This window comes from Kitasatospora sp. DSM 101779 (genome assembly GCF_025655475.1).
In the GTDB taxonomy this organism is placed as follows: domain Bacteria; phylum Actinomycetota; class Actinomycetes; order Streptomycetales; family Streptomycetaceae; genus Kitasatospora.
In genome coordinates, this window is the sequence record NZ_JAHTIK010000001.1 from 20,225 (window position 1) to 34,145 (window position 13,921).

The following is a 13,921-nucleotide window of genomic DNA, read 5'->3' on the forward strand; positions in this document are numbered from 1 at the left end:
GTGGCCGGCGCAGTGCCCCGTGCTCCAACGTGGCAGGCTGCGAGCCGGGCTTCCAGGCCGGGGTTCACCGGGGGTGCGCCCCACCGTGGGTGCGGGGTTGCCTGGGTGTGGTGCACCCCCTCTCACGGCTTCTGCCGGTCGGGGTGGGGCCCGTAGCCTTCGGCCATGCACACCGACCTGTCCCCGCGGCGCGACAATGCGCTCGGAGAGTATCTGCGGGCCCGCCGAGCCCAACTTGCCCCGGACCGGGCGGGGGTGAGCGCGGTCGGCCACCGGCGGGTGCCGGGCCTGCGCCGGGAGGAGGTCGCCCGGCTCGCCGGGGTCAGCACCGACTACTACACCCGCCTCGAACAGGGCCGGGAGCGTAACCCCTCACCGCAGTTGCTGCAGGCAGTCGCACGCGCGCTCGGCCTGGACGGGGACGCCGCCGAGCACTTGGCCAGCCTCGCCGCACCACCTGCCCCCCAGCGACGGCGCGCCCGCGAAGAGGCCATGCCCGCGCTGCGGCAACTCGTGGCGGCCCTGCCCACACCCGCCCTAGTCGTCGGCCGGACACTGGACGTCCTGGCGCTCAACCCGCACGCCGCCGCCCTCTACCGCGGGTTCGCACAGGTGGACAACCTGGTGCGAATGACCTTCCTCGACAAGGCCGCCCGGTCCTTCCACCAGGACTGGGAAGCGGCCGCCCGAGCCGCTGTCTCGTCCCTGCGCAGCGCCGCCGGCAGAGACCGCCACGACCTCCGGCTGGCCGTTCTCGTCGGTGAACTCTCCCTCCACAGTCACGACTTCCGTGTCCTGTGGGCACGGCACGACGTCCACAGCAAGTCCGCTGGCACCAAGTCGCTGCACCACCCCGAGGCCGGCGACCTCGAGCTGGCATACGAGACACTCACCCTCAACAGCGACCCCGACCAACAGCTGGTGGTGTATCAGGCCGTGCCCGGCAGCCCGTCCGCCGAACGCCTGGCACTATTGCAGGCACCGACCGGGCCTGCGGGATGAGCGAGAATCACCCGAGCCACCGGCCTCCGCCGCTGTCTGCGGATCTGGATCGGATCTCGAGTCGACGGGCCGGGGCCGGCTCGAGGGCCGAGGCCAGGATCAGGGCCTCCGCCCGGTCGGACGGGACCGGCCGGGAGAACAGGAAGCCCTGGCCGAGCGGGCAGCCCATGGAGATCAGCAGCTCCTGCTGGGTCGTGTTCTCCACGCCTTCGGCGATCACCTTGACTCCAAGGGTGTCCGCCAGGTGGGTGATTCCCTCCACCAGGGCGTACTGCTGCGGGGAACGCCCGAGCTTGTCGATGAACGACTTGTCGATCTTGAGTATCGAGATCGGGAACTCGCGCAGGTAGCTCAACGAGGAGTAGCCGGTTCCGAAGTCGTCGATCGCGATGCGGATACCGAGGTCGGTCAGATCGTGCATCACGGTCCGGATGCGGTCGTCGTGCCTCATCAGGACGGTCTCGGTCAATTCGAGGATCAGGCTGGACGGCTCGATGCCGGACAGCTCTAGCGTGTGGTGCACCGCGTCGAGGAAGCCGTCGTCCCGGAACTGCCGCGGTGAGACGTTGACACTCACGTATGGCGCGCTGGACCGTGCGTCGGGGCCCCAGGGCCCCGGCAGCTGCCGCCAGCGGACCTCCTCGGCCGCCGCCTGTCCGAGCACCCAGGCACCCAGGGGGACGATCTGGCCGCTCTCCTCCGCCAGGGTGATGAACTGTTCCGGGAACACCATGCCTCGCGACGAGTGCGGCCAGCGGACCAGCGCCTCGAACCCGGCGATCCGCCCGGTAGGAAGTTCTACGATGGGCTGGTAGAGGACCACAAACGACGTTTCGACCGGCGAACTGTCGAGGCTCTCCTGGAGCTGGTGCCGCTCGGCCATACCGCTCTGGAAGGCCGGCTGGTACCCGCGCCACTGGCGCTTGCCGGCCGTCTTCGCGGCGTACAGGGCCAGGTCGGCGTGGGTCAGGAGTTCGACCGAGTCGATGCTGTCCTCGGTGGTGGCGATGCCTACGCTCGCGTAGACGCTCACCGGCCCGACGCTGAGGCGGAACGGTTCCGCGAACACGCTGATCACGTGGTCGGCGAAGGTCTCGACGTCCCCGCGCGTCACCGAGTCCTGCACCAACAGAGCGAACTCGTCACCGCCGATGCGGGCCGCGGTGTCGGACGCCCGGACCGTCGACGACAGCCGCAGCGCGACGGCGACCAGTAACTCGTCGCCCACGCTGTGACCCTGAATGTCGTTCACGACCTTGAAGTCGTCGATGTCGACGAAGAGCACGCCGACCACGGTGCCTTCGCGCTGGCTCTGGGTCAGCGCGTGGGAGACCCGGTCCTGGAACAGCACGCGGTTCGCGAGGCCGGTGAGCGAGTCGTGGAAAGCCTGGTGGGTGAGTTCGCGTTCGAGCATGCGCTGCTCGGTGACATCCCGGAGGGTGAGCACCAGGCCGCCGACCGTCGCCTCGGTCCGCAGGTCACTGCATCTGACCTCCACCTCGATGACTGCGTGGTCGACGCGTGTCATCCGCCAGTGGTCGCGCCTGCCCTGGCAGTCGCGGATCCGCATCTGTGCAAGGGTGTGGACCACCGAGCCGGTATCCTGTGGGGCAATTAGGTCTGTCAGGTGCACTCCTTCCAGCGAGGGATGGCCGAGGACTTGGTCGGCTGACGGGCTGGCATACCGGATCCTGTCGTCGTCGTCGAGGATCAGGATGACGTCGGAGGCGTTCTGCACCAGGGTCCGGAAGTAGGCTTCGCTCTTGCGCCGGTCGACCTCTTCGCTGAGGGCAATCCGTTCGATCGCGAGGGCGGCCTGACCCGTCAGCGTGACCAGCGCGTCTTGCAGGACGACGAGGTGCTGCTCGTCCCCGGCCACGATCAGCGCCCCGGTGCCGGGGTCCGCGGAGCCGTGTGGCGCGGTCTGGTCCTCCGGGCGGTCCGGCAGAGCCAGCGGGCAGACCAGGGCGCTGGGTGCCGTACCGAGTTCCGCAGCGAGGTCCTCCTGCAGGCCAGCGCGGCTCACCAGACGGGCCCGGCCGGCCCGTGTAAGGTCCTGCACGGCCCGGGCAGTCTCCGGGGACGACTCGCGGCGCTCCCCATCGTCGGTGCGGATCAGCCACAGGACGGCGGTGTCCCTGATGGCGAGCAGTGCACTGTGGCTCTGGTCGTCCGGCAGCAGCGAGGCGACGGCGGTGCGGACCGCGGCGGCCGTATCCCGGATGTCGGTCGCGGACCCCAGCGCGGCAACGGCGATGCGCAGCACCCGTTCCCGGCCCACGGCCTGCCGGTGGGTCGCCGCGACGCCAGCCAGCCGGTAGAGCACCAGTGCGAACAGAACGGTCGAGAAGGCTCCGATCACGCCGACGTTCGTAGTCACTCCGCGTGCGGCCTGCAGCAGGAGCATGGCCGGTGCGATCAGCGAGGCGAGCGTGAGCAGGCCCAGGCGGCCGCGCGCGGTGTCGGCGCGCCACCTGACGGGCTGGGTCAGCGTGACCATGGAAGGGTGGATGGCGGCGGCGCCCCAGGCGCCGTAGAACAACGCCCAGCCCAGTTCCACCGCCGAACCCGTGTGCCAGCTTCCGTGCAGTTGGATGAGGGCGTACAGGATGTCGGAGGTAAGCAGACCGACCGTGCCCACCGCGAGCAGCACCAGGGACGGGCTCTTGCCGCCGCGGGGGGCGAGCAGACGGAGCAGGACTGCCAGCACGAGGATGTCCCCGAGCGGGTAAGCGACGGAGATCGCCTTTTGGAGCCAGGTGAGACCGGCGACGTGGGTGTAGGGGACGATCAGGTAGACCCAGGACAACAGGGCCAGGCCGGCCGTCAGGATCAGTGCGTCGACGAGACTGGCCCGGTCGCGCCCGGCCGAACGCCAGCGGACGAAGCCCAGCAGCCCTACCGCGTACAGCCCGTAGGTCGTGAGGTAGAAGGCGTCCGCGAGTGACGGGAATGGGTTCTCCTCATGCAGGAACTGGATCAGGACGATCTGGGTCGCTTCGCCCGCTGCGAAGCTGAGGTTCGCCGCGGCGAGCACCAGCCAGGGCAACTGATGGGAGGGACGGTTGACGAAGACACCTACCAGCATGCCGATGACACCGGCCAGTCCGATTCCGACGAAGATCAGCCGCTGGTCCGGGAATGCGTAGTAAAGGGCCGTGAGCAAGGCCACCGATACACCGAACCCACTCATCAAGGGGATCCAGCGCCGTTGGGTATTCAAAACCCTGCCACCTCCGACGCGCCGCGCGAGGAAGTCCCGACTGGGGAATTTTTCGGCACAAACCCGTTCTCAGTATACCCACTTCACGGAATTCGCACGCATACGGACGGTAGCTGCCGGCGCCTGCGCGACGTCGTGACGCGCTGACATGTCGCCTCCGACCAGGCGCCCGCCCTTCGGGGCCCGGCCCGGTCGAGAGTCCGCACCGGCCCCGTCGCCGCGACCCCGCGTGATGCAGACTGACCGGTGCTCAGTTCCTCCCGGAGCGACCGGGCCGAGGCCACGGTGACTGATCGTGATTCCCGCTCAGCCCGGTTGACCGGCGGTCGGACGGGAACCCTGGTTTGCGGTCTCGGGGTGTTGGCCCTTGGCTGGAGGTATCCGGTCCGGCGCCTCCGAGCCGGTGGCCCCCGCGGGTCCGCCTGTTCCGAGCACCGGCCTGGTGGTGAGGAGGGCGTATGGGCTGGCTTCGCGGCCGGTGGAGCCGCCGCGACGACGCATGGTGGGCGTTCGTGGTGGCCGGCACCGCGATGATCGTGGCGTTCGCGCTCACCCCCTCCTCCGTCCGCTTCGTCCTGCCCGTGATCCTGTCGGCGGCGACGTGCCCCGCGATCGTGGCGGGTGTGCGCATGCACGGGCCGGCCCCGGCCGCCGCCTGGTACGTGCTAGCCGCGGGCACGGTCCCTTACGCCGCCGCAGATGCGGTCTGGGGGGCGTACCAGGTGCGCGGGGAGGAGGTGCCGTTTCCGGGGCCGGTCGACAGCCTGTACCTCGTCGCCTATCTCCTGTTCGCCACTGGTCTGTTGATGCTCACCGCCCGCCCGGCCGGCCGGGCGGGCTGGGCCGGCCTGCTGGACGCGGGAATCGTCACGCTGGGATTCGCCACGTTGTCCTGGGTCTTCATCCTCGGCCCCTACACCCGCAGCCGGCTCCCTCCATTGTCACTCGCGGTGACGGTGGCCTATCCGGTAACCGACTTGGTCCTGCTGTGCCTGGCGGCCCGTCTGGTGCTGACGGCGGGCCCCCGCGGTCCCTCCTTCCTGCTGCTGGTCGGCTGGCTGGTAACGACCCTTGGTGCCGATGCCCTGTACTACGGGACGGTGGCGACCACCGGGAGCGCGATCGGGGAAAGCGTCTCCGAGGTGGGCTGGATGGTCTCCTATGCCTGTCTGGGGGCGGCGGCTCTGCACCCGTCGGTGGCCCGGAAGGTGCCACCCCAGGAGTGCGGAACGCTGGTCCTCTCCCGTCCCAGGCTGGCAGCCATGCTCGGGCTCACCCTGGTGGGGCCGGCGATCGTGGTGTGCAACGTCAGGGGGGTCAGAGACGACGCCACGCACATCGCGGTCCTGGTGGGCATTATGGCGGCACTCGCCGTACTGCTGGTGCTGCGCGTCAGCCTGCTGGCCCACTACGCCCAGGCCAGAGCGGCCGAGGCGCGTGGGCGGGCTCGGGCCCTGGAGGAGTCGCTGCGCGAGCAGTCGATGCTCCAGCAACGGCTCAGCCACCAGGCCTTCCATGATCCGTTGACCAGCCTGGCCAACCGGCTGCTGTTCGAGGAGAGGCTGGAGACAGTGGTCCGGCGGCACCCGGTCCCGCCCTCCGCCGGGCTGCTCTTACTGCTGGACCTCGACGGTTTCAAGGACGTCAACGACACCCTCGGCCACCCGACCGGTGACAAGCTGCTGATCGCCGCCGCTCACCGGCTGCTGGGCGGCGTGCGCGGCGGCGATCTGGTCGCCCGGCTGGGCGGTGACGAGTTCGCGGTGGTGGTGGAAGAGCTCGGCGAGGACGACCTGGGCGAGTACGTCGAGCGGATCCTCGGACAGTTCAGGGACCCGTTCGTCGTCGGTGACCACCGCTCGATCGAGGTGACCGCGAGTGTGGGCGCCCGGCTGATCCGGGAGCCGACCGGGGCGACCGACGCGCTGCGGGACGCCGACGTCGCGCTCTATAGGGCCAAGGCGGAGGGGAAGAACTGCATGGTGCTCTTCGAGCCGCACATGCGGCACACCTCCCGACTCCACGCCCGGATGGCGGATCCCCTGGGGAGCGCGCTCAGCCGTGACGAACTGCTGGTGTACTACCAGCCCGTGGTCGAGCTGGCCACGGGCGACGTGGCCGCGGTGGAGGCCCTCCTGCGCTGGGCACGGCCCCACGGCGGGCCCGTCCCACCCGACGAGTTCGTCCCGGTCGCTGAGGAGACGGGCGCGATCATTCCCATCGGCGCCTGGCTGATGCGGCAGGCGTGCCTTCAGGCCCGCCGCTGGCACGAGGTGCTCCCCTCGCATCGGGAGATCTACATCCTGGTCAACGTCTCGGATCGCCAGCTACGGGACCCGGGGTTCGCCGACTCGGTGGCCGACGCTCTCCGGGAGAGCGGGCTGGATGCAGGCTCGCTGGTTCTCGGGATCAGAGAGGGCACGTTCAGCGGCAACGGGGAGGCCGCCGCGGCCCAGCTGGCGACGGTCCGCGGACGGGGTGTCCGCCTCTCCGTCGGCGGCTTCGGGTCCGGAGCCGTCCTCACCCGTTTGCACGACGTCCCAGTCGACGTCTTCAAGATCGACGCCAGCGTCGTGCGGAGTACCGGAACAGCCCGGGTCGACCTTCTGCTACAGGCCATCGTCGACCTCGGCCGCGGCCTGGGCCTGGACATCGTGGCGGAAGGTGTCGACACCCGTGAGCAGGCCGACCGCCTCCGCACCCTCGGCTGCCCTCAGGCCCAGGGCCTCTGCTTCGGCCAGCCCATGACGGGACGCCTGATGGAGAGGCGCCTCCTGGCACGGTCGAAGGGCCTGCCCTGGCCGAACGCCTGACACGCTTCGGTTGTCCTTGGATTGAATCGTCGGCCTGTCCGGCGGCGCCGTTTGGCGCGTGACCGGCCAGCCGACTGCGACCTAGCCCAGCTAGGGCCCGTATCGGGTTGTGATCAATATGCGGGTTTCGCCCTCGTGGTCGCGCCCGATCCGATAGATCATGCTGTGTGACGCGAGTGCAACTGACTGACGCCGAATGGGAGTTCATCGGGCCGTACCTGCCGATCGGTGAGTACGGCCCGTACCCCGAGCGGCTGCGCCGGCAGTTCGAGGGCGTGATCTGGCGGTTTCGGACGGGCGGCCAGTGGCGGGAGATGCCGAGCGAGTTCGGGGCCTGGTCGACGGTCCACAACCGCTTCCGGCAGTGGAGGGACGCCGGGGTCTTCGAGGCCCTGCTGGAGGGCGCGATCGCGGAGGCCGCCAAGCGGGGCGAGGTGGACTTGTCGCTGGTCAGCGTGGATTCCACCACCGTCCGGGCCCACCACGACGCCGCCGGGATGCACCTCGACCCCGACACGCTCGCCGACCTGGAGAAGGCGGCCGAGGAGGCGGAGAAGGCCCGGCAAAAGGGGGCGGCCCGAAGGAACAAGACGGGCAGGACACCGCAGACGACCCGGGACGGGACGAGCGGCGACGTGTCCGACGCAGACGCAAGATCCGCCTGAAGGCAGCCCTGCTCGGACGGTCCAGAGGCGGGCAGACCAGCAAAGTCCACATCGCCGGCGAGCGCAAGTGTCGCCCGCTGGCATTCGTCCTGAGCGAGGGGCAGGCCGCCGACAGTCCGCAGTTCATCCCCGTGCTGGCGAAGGTCCGGGTTCGCGGGCCCGTCGGCCGCCCCCGTACCCGGCCCGACGCGGTCGCCGGCGACAAGGCGTACTCGTCCCGCGGCAACCGTGTTCACCTGCGCGAACGGCACATCAAGGCCGTCATCCCGGAGAAGCGGGACCAGGCCGCCCATCGAAAGAAGAAGGGCAGCAGGGGCGGCCGGCCCGTTGCCCACGACGCCGAGCTCTACAAGGAGCGGAACACCGTCGAGCGCCTGATCAACAGGCTGAAGGCCTGGCGGGGCATCGCCACCCGGTTCGACAAGACACCCGAGAGCTACCTCGCCGGCCTCCACCTCCGTGCATCGATGATCTGGATCAAGAGCCTCACCAAGACCACCCCTTGATCACGACCAAATACGCTCCCTAGTGGCAGTACCGGTGATTTAGGTTGCTTTGTCGCGTTTGGAGTGGGGCTTGGTCGGGGCGGCCAGGTGCACGGTGGGTGTGGGGCCGGGGCGGGTTGTGGTGTCCGGTGCGTTTGAGTGCCCAGTTGGACATCTTGCATTTGATCACGCGGGGGTTGTAGCGCAACCGCCGTGCAGGCATGAGTCGTTCGGTGATCTCACGCAGGCTGCGGGTAATGGCTCGGGCGAGTTGGGAGGGGGAAAGCGCCGCCTGCCCGGTGACGTGGTGGCGGACGCCCCCAGCCCTCCACAGCGAGCGACCACCGCTCACACCACCTACACCTCCAATCCACCGGGATTTGCCTCTGAATGAGCCCTTTCAGATCGCCCACCGATCGGGTGACGGAGCCGAGGCTGCAGTCGGTGTCACCGACCGCAATCTCGCTGGTCCCGGCAGCCGTCAACGTCCTTTCGAGCGCAGGTTGAAAGGGGTCAATGACATGGGGTGTCTGACCCCCCAGCCCCCACCGCCAACGATTCCGTTCCGCTCCGCGGCCCGGACGCTGCCGCCTGCCCAGGCTGAGGTTCGATTTCTGTTCAGCTTCTTCCCGCCACTCGACGCCGACACCGACGGCCCCACCCGTCGTACGCCGGCCGTGCGGACCGCGCGGCCGTTGACGGAAACCCCGACGCGCCGTGGCTGCCCACCGTGCGCGAGGGTGACGGCGCCCGCTCCCCCACCCAGCTCCCGCCCCGCCTCGTCACCACAACCTTGTCCCGGACGGTACAACGGAGCGTGGCGGGAGACGGCCGGTGAAGGGTGACGGAACGTCAACGGACCTGCGGCCCGGCCGCCACTCCGCGTCAGCCCTCTCCCGTCCGCCGTGTCGCACGCCCCACCGGCCACTCCTAGCATGGAGCTGGGACTGCCCGCCCCTGCTGCCGGAAGAGCGGGAACGACTCCTGAGCCGCGCCCGTCCGCGAGCCGGCACCCCGCTCGGAGCGCCAGCCACAACGTCGGCCGCTCATACCATCCACGGCTCACTCACTCCCGCCGGCTCGCCCCGAGGAGGGACGATGGCATCCATTCTTGTGGCCGACGACGACGCCGACATCCGTGACCTCGTGGCCTACAAGCTCACGCAGTCCGGCCATCAGGTCATCGTGGTCGACGACGGTCTGACCGCACTCAAGGCCGTCCGTGAGCGCACCGTGGATCTCGCCCTCCTCGACATCAGGATGCCCGGGATGTCAGGTCTGGACGTCTGCCGGGAACTGCGGGCCGCGCCGAAGACGGAGAGGTTGCCGGTGATCCTGCTCACCGCCCGATCACAGGAGTTCGACGTCGAGACCGGCTTCGCGGCCGGTGCCGACGACTACATCGTCAAACCGTTCAGCCCGCGTGAACTGAGCAGCCGGGTGCAGGCGGTTCTGGCCAGGGCGGCCCGATGACCGGCCGGGAGGTCATCAACGGCAGCCTGCAGGTGCTGGTCGGGTCGGCTGTGGTGCTACTCGTCCTCATCGTCTGCGTGCGGGCCGTCCGGCGGGCGCGGGAGCGCCACAGGCAGCGGACGGTCGAGCCGCTCCGGGTCCTGCTGCTCGAACTCCTCTGTGCGGAGGGGGACGAGGCTGCGGGAAGCCTCCAGGCGCTGTCCGCACTCGACGACCGAAGCTGGGCGGCCGTCGAACCCACGGCGCGGACCATCCTCGCGAAGGTGAGCGGACACGCCAGGACCTCGCTGGTGGGCCTGTTCGAGCAGCGGGGAGTTGCCACGCGGGCGATGGCGGACCTGGGGCGGCGCGGGTCGGTCCGAAAGGGCCGGGCCGCGGAGGTACTGGGGCTGCTGCGGCACCGGGCGGCCGCCCCACGGCTGCGCGTCCTGCTCGTGGACGCCGACCCTGAGGTCCGAACGGTCGCCGCCCGGACCCTGGGCCACATCGGGGATCCTGCGAACGTCCCCGCCCTGCTGAATTGCCTCCACGGCCCCCACCCCGTCCCGCCCGCGGTCGTGCTGCAGGCGCTCACGGCATTCGGGGCCGCCGGACACGACCAGGTCGCCACCGGTCTGGACGATGCCGAGCCGCTGGTGCGGGCGGTGGCCGTCGAGACTCTTGGAGCCACCGGAGGCGTGGTGTGGACTACCAGGATCGCGGCCGCGCTGAGGGCGGACCCGCACATCGAAGTGCGGATCCGGGCCGCGCGTGCCCTGGGCGCCCTCGGCACGCCGGCGGGCCTGGAGCCGCTGCTGGACGCGGTGCGGCGGGGCCAACCGGAACCGCTGCGCGTCGTAGCAGCCAGGGCGCTGGGCCGTCTGGGGGCATCATGTGCGGCCCCACGCCTGGGGGAACTGCTCGACGACCCCGTCCACCGCGTGGCCTCGACCGCGGCCCGGGCACTGCTGCACGTCGGGCCGACCGGGCGCGACGAACTGCGCCGAGCCGCCGGCGGGGCCCGCGGCGTCCCCGCGGTCGCTCATGCCCGGGCCGTGCTCGCGGAGGCGGCGATCGGTGAGGAAGGCCCACGCTCTGCCGCCGGGCCCGCGGCGGTGGGATCATGACCCCACCACTCGCGGTGGCCGGCACGGCCGCGTTCGGCCCGGCCGCGTCGACGGCGAGCGGCGCACACGACGTGCTGCTGCAGGTGATCGCCGTCAGCAACGTCCTGGTCCTCGGATACTTCCTGGCGATCAACACCGGCTATCTCACACTGGTCGTCATCGCGGCCGGCGACTTCGTCCGGCATCTGCGCCGTATACCGTTCGCCGGCTACGACGACGCCTCCGCCAGTCCCTTCACGCTTCCGGTGTCGCTCATCGTGCCCGCGTACAACGAGGAGGCCGGGATCGTGGACGCGGTGCAGTCGCTGCTCCTGCTGCGCCATCCCTCGTTCGAGGTGATCGTGGTCGACGACGGTTCCACCGACGCCACCCTCGACCGGCTCCGCGGGGCCTTCGACCTCGTTGAGGTGCCCCGTGTCGTCTCCACCGAGGTGCCCGTGCGCGGCGCAGTGGAGTCGGTCCACCTGTCCAGAGGCGGCCCGGTGCCGCTGATCGTGGCTCGCAAGCGCAACGGTGGCAAGGCCGACGCCCTCAACGTCGGCATCAATCTGGCCCGCTATCCGCTTCTCTGCATGGTCGACGCGGACTCGATCCTCGACTCGCAGGCGCTGCTCTCGATTTCCAAGCCCTTCTCCAACGACCCGCTGCGGGTGGTCGCCGCCGGAGGTGTGATCGGTATCGCCAACGGCTGCACGGTCGTGGCCGGCCGTGTCGTGCGGGTTCGCATGCCTCACCGGCTACTGGCCAAGATCCAGACGGTGGAGTACGTGCGGGCCTTCCTGCTCGGCCGGACCGGCTGGTCACGGATCGGCGGCCTGCTGGTGATCGCCGGAGCTTTCGGGATGTTCCGGCGCGACGTCGTGGTCGCGGTCGGCGGGCTCGACCCGGACTGCCTCGGCGAGGACGCCGAACTGGTCGTCCGGCTCCACCACTACCTGCGCGGGACGGGCCAGGACTACCGCGTCGTCTTCGTGGGCGAGCCCATCTCGTGGAGCGAAGTCCCGGAGACCCTCCGGGTGCTCGGACGCCAGCGACGGCGCTGGCACCGCGGCCTCACCGAAGTCCTGCTCAAGCACCGGGACATGATCGGCAATCCCCGGTACGGCCGGGTCGGGACGGTGGCTCTGCCCTTCTACGTGCTCTTCGAACTGTGCGCACCGGTCGTCGAACTCGCCGGGCTGGTCCTGGTACCGCTGGGCCTGCTGATCGGGGCGGTCGACCTGGAGTTCCTGTGGCGCTTCCTGCTGGCCGCCTACGGCTATGCGATGGTGGTCAGCCTGCTGTCACTGCTCGCCGAGGAATACGCCTTCCATCGCTACAGCCGCTGGCGGGACATCGGTTCCGCCGTGCTGGGTGCAGCGGCCGAGAATTTCGGATACCGGCAGTTCACGGCCTGGTGGCGGGTCCGGGGCATCTGGGACGCCGCCCACGGCGCTCCGAAGGTCTGGGGAGTCATGACGCGCCGTGGCTTCGCCGCGAGGCCGAGCGAAGAGGACCGGTGATGAGCGGCTTTCGGCGTGCTCGATCCGACCGGAGCGACCGGTCCGTCGTCCGGCGGCTCTCCTCGTTCTTCGGCCTGCTGATCGGGGCCGTCGGGCTCGCCGACGAGAACGACCGGCTGCGGCGTCTCGACGCCGAGCGCGACCGGCTGGCCGCGGCGGCGCGGCAGATGGGGATAGGTATCCGGTCCAGCCTCGACCTCGACCAGATCCTCGACGAGGCCGTGCGGGGCCTCGGCGAGGCGCTACGGGCGGACCACGTACTGGTCCTGCTAGCGGAAGACGACAGCGGGCCCGCCGTGCCGGTCGTCCGGGCTTGGAGCACGAACCGCGGCAGCCTTCCGCCGGAGGAGCTGCACCGGCTGCCGTCGGCTCCGGCGAAGACCATCCGAGAGCACTACGCGCAGGACACGAGCTGGTCCCTCGACGATATCCGGCCGTACCTCGCCTCCGGAGCCGCCCTGCCGGGCGCCCCCGGCTCCTTCGGCACCGTCGGGCCGCCGACCGACATCCGCGCCGCGCTGACCGCGATAGGCGTGGTCTCCCTCCTGGTGACCCCTTTCGGATCGGGCACGGAGGCGATGGGCGCGGCGGTCCTCTGTCGCTGCCGACCGGGCGACGTCTGGCTGCCGATGGAGGTCGAGACCGTCGAATCGATCGCGGCGGGACTCGGCCGTGCGGTGCGCCAGTCCAGGACCTACCGCCAGGAAACCGAACTCGTGGACCGGCTCCAAGCCCTGGACAAGGCCAAGAACGACTTCCTCTCCACCGTCTCGCACGAGCTCCGCACCCCGCTGACCAGCATCGTCGGCTACGTCGAACTACTGGCGAACGACTCTGGCCCGCTCAGCGACGACCAACGGCACATGCTGAAGGTGGTGCACAGCAACGCGGCCCGGCTGCGCAACCTCATCGAGGACCTGCTCACCATCTCGCGGATCGAGTCGGGCGCCTTGACCTCCGAACGGCTTCCGATCGACCTGGGTCGACTGGTGAACTCCTCGGTCGAGGCGATACAACCCGCGGCATCCGCCGTCCCGGTGACCCTCCGGCAGGTGCCTGCCGAGGACGACCTGATCGTCCTCGGCGACGCCCCCCAACTGGACCGCGTCCTGATGAACCTGCTCACCAACGCCGTCAAGTTCACCCCGCCCGGCGGACTGGTCACGGTCAGCACCTCCTGCCGGAACGGAGAGGCGGTGCTGACCGTGGGTGACACCGGGATCGGTATCCCGGAGAAGGATCAGAAGGACCTCTTCCACCGCTTCTTCCGCGCCTCCAACGCCACCGAGCGCGCCATTCCCGGTACGGGCCTCGGCCTGGCGATCGTGCGGAGCATCGTGACCAACCACGAGGGCCGACTGGAGATCCAATCGACCGAGGGCGAAGGCACGACCGTCACCGCCCACCTCCCGCTGCTCCCGGACGTGCCCGGCTCGGGGTCGTGATCAAGCGTCTTGTACACCGGTGGCGAGGGAGCACCGGTCCAGTCGGCCGACTGCCCGATCAACTACTCGTCCAGCACGTCCGGCGATACCCCAACCGGCAGGACTTCCTCAACCGCCTCGAAAGAGACGATCACGTCGCGCATCAGGTGTTGCGCCAAGGTCCGACAAACCCCGGCATGAATGGTGGCAATGATCTGATGGACGCGA

At 69.9% G+C, this 13,921-nt stretch carries 7 protein-coding genes and 1 pseudogene; 7 read left to right on the top strand and 1 reads right to left on the bottom strand.

Going from position 1 to position 13,921, the window contains the following annotated elements:
• Nucleotides 1–165 precede the first annotated feature (165 nt).
• Complete coding sequence (locus KSNIM_RS00125; RefSeq protein ID WP_263101132.1) at nt 166–1,002, top strand: helix-turn-helix domain-containing protein; 837 nt, start codon at nt 166–168, stop codon at nt 1,000–1,002.
• A gap of 7 nt (nt 1,003–1,009) precedes the next feature.
• On the opposite strand, the gene KSNIM_RS00130 is transcribed toward KSNIM_RS00125, so the two are convergent.
• On the bottom strand, nt 1,010–4,174 hold the full coding sequence (locus tag KSNIM_RS00130) for a putative bifunctional diguanylate cyclase/phosphodiesterase (protein WP_263101133.1): 3,165 nt from the start codon (nt 4,172–4,174) through the stop codon (nt 1,010–1,012).
• A 563-nt stretch (nt 4,175–4,737) separates the two neighbouring features.
• Between KSNIM_RS00130 and KSNIM_RS00135 the strand changes: the two genes are divergently transcribed.
• From KSNIM_RS00135 to KSNIM_RS00160, 6 genes and pseudogenes are all read left to right on the top strand, one after another.
• Nucleotides 4,738–7,038 (top strand): putative bifunctional diguanylate cyclase/phosphodiesterase, encoded by a 2,301-nt coding sequence (locus KSNIM_RS00135; RefSeq protein WP_263101134.1) that lies wholly within the window; start codon nt 4,738–4,740, stop codon nt 7,036–7,038.
• A 167-nt stretch (nt 7,039–7,205) separates the two neighbouring features.
• Nucleotides 7,206–8,209, top strand: a pseudogene (locus tag KSNIM_RS00140) (IS5 family transposase).
• Nucleotides 8,210–9,286: 1,077 nt separating this feature from the next.
• Entirely contained in the window at nt 9,287–9,661 is a 375-nt protein-coding gene (locus tag KSNIM_RS00145) for a response regulator transcription factor (RefSeq protein WP_263101135.1), read from the top strand.
• Complete coding sequence (locus KSNIM_RS00150; protein ID WP_263101136.1) at nt 9,658–10,767, top strand: HEAT repeat domain-containing protein; 1,110 nt, start codon at nt 9,658–9,660, stop codon at nt 10,765–10,767. Before KSNIM_RS00145 ends, KSNIM_RS00150 begins: the two co-directional genes overlap by 4 nt.
• Entirely contained in the window at nt 10,764–12,269 is a 1,506-nt protein-coding gene (locus KSNIM_RS00155) for a glycosyltransferase family 2 protein (RefSeq protein ID WP_263101137.1), read from the top strand. Before KSNIM_RS00150 ends, KSNIM_RS00155 begins: the two co-directional genes overlap by 4 nt.
• A complete protein-coding gene (locus tag KSNIM_RS00160; protein ID WP_263101138.1) occupies nt 12,269–13,714 on the top strand; it encodes a GAF domain-containing sensor histidine kinase in 1,446 nt (481 codons plus the stop codon). Before KSNIM_RS00155 ends, KSNIM_RS00160 begins: the two co-directional genes overlap by 1 nt.
• Nucleotides 13,715–13,921: the final 207 nt, after the last annotated feature.

Excerpts from the sequence above, each read along its gene's own strand:
- KSNIM_RS00125 (WP_263101132.1), top strand. The coding sequence starts at position 166 with ATGCACACCGACCTGTCCCCGCGGCGCGACAATGCGCTCGGAGAGTAT.
- KSNIM_RS00145 (WP_263101135.1), top strand. The coding sequence starts at position 9,287 with ATGGCATCCATTCTTGTGGCCGACGACGACGCCGACATCCGTGACCTC.
- KSNIM_RS00150 (WP_263101136.1), top strand. The coding sequence starts at position 9,658 with ATGACCGGCCGGGAGGTCATCAACGGCAGCCTGCAGGTGCTGGTCGGG.
- KSNIM_RS00155 (WP_263101137.1), top strand. The coding sequence starts at position 10,764 with ATGACCCCACCACTCGCGGTGGCCGGCACGGCCGCGTTCGGCCCGGCC.
- KSNIM_RS00160 (WP_263101138.1), top strand. The coding sequence starts at position 12,269 with ATGAGCGGCTTTCGGCGTGCTCGATCCGACCGGAGCGACCGGTCCGTC.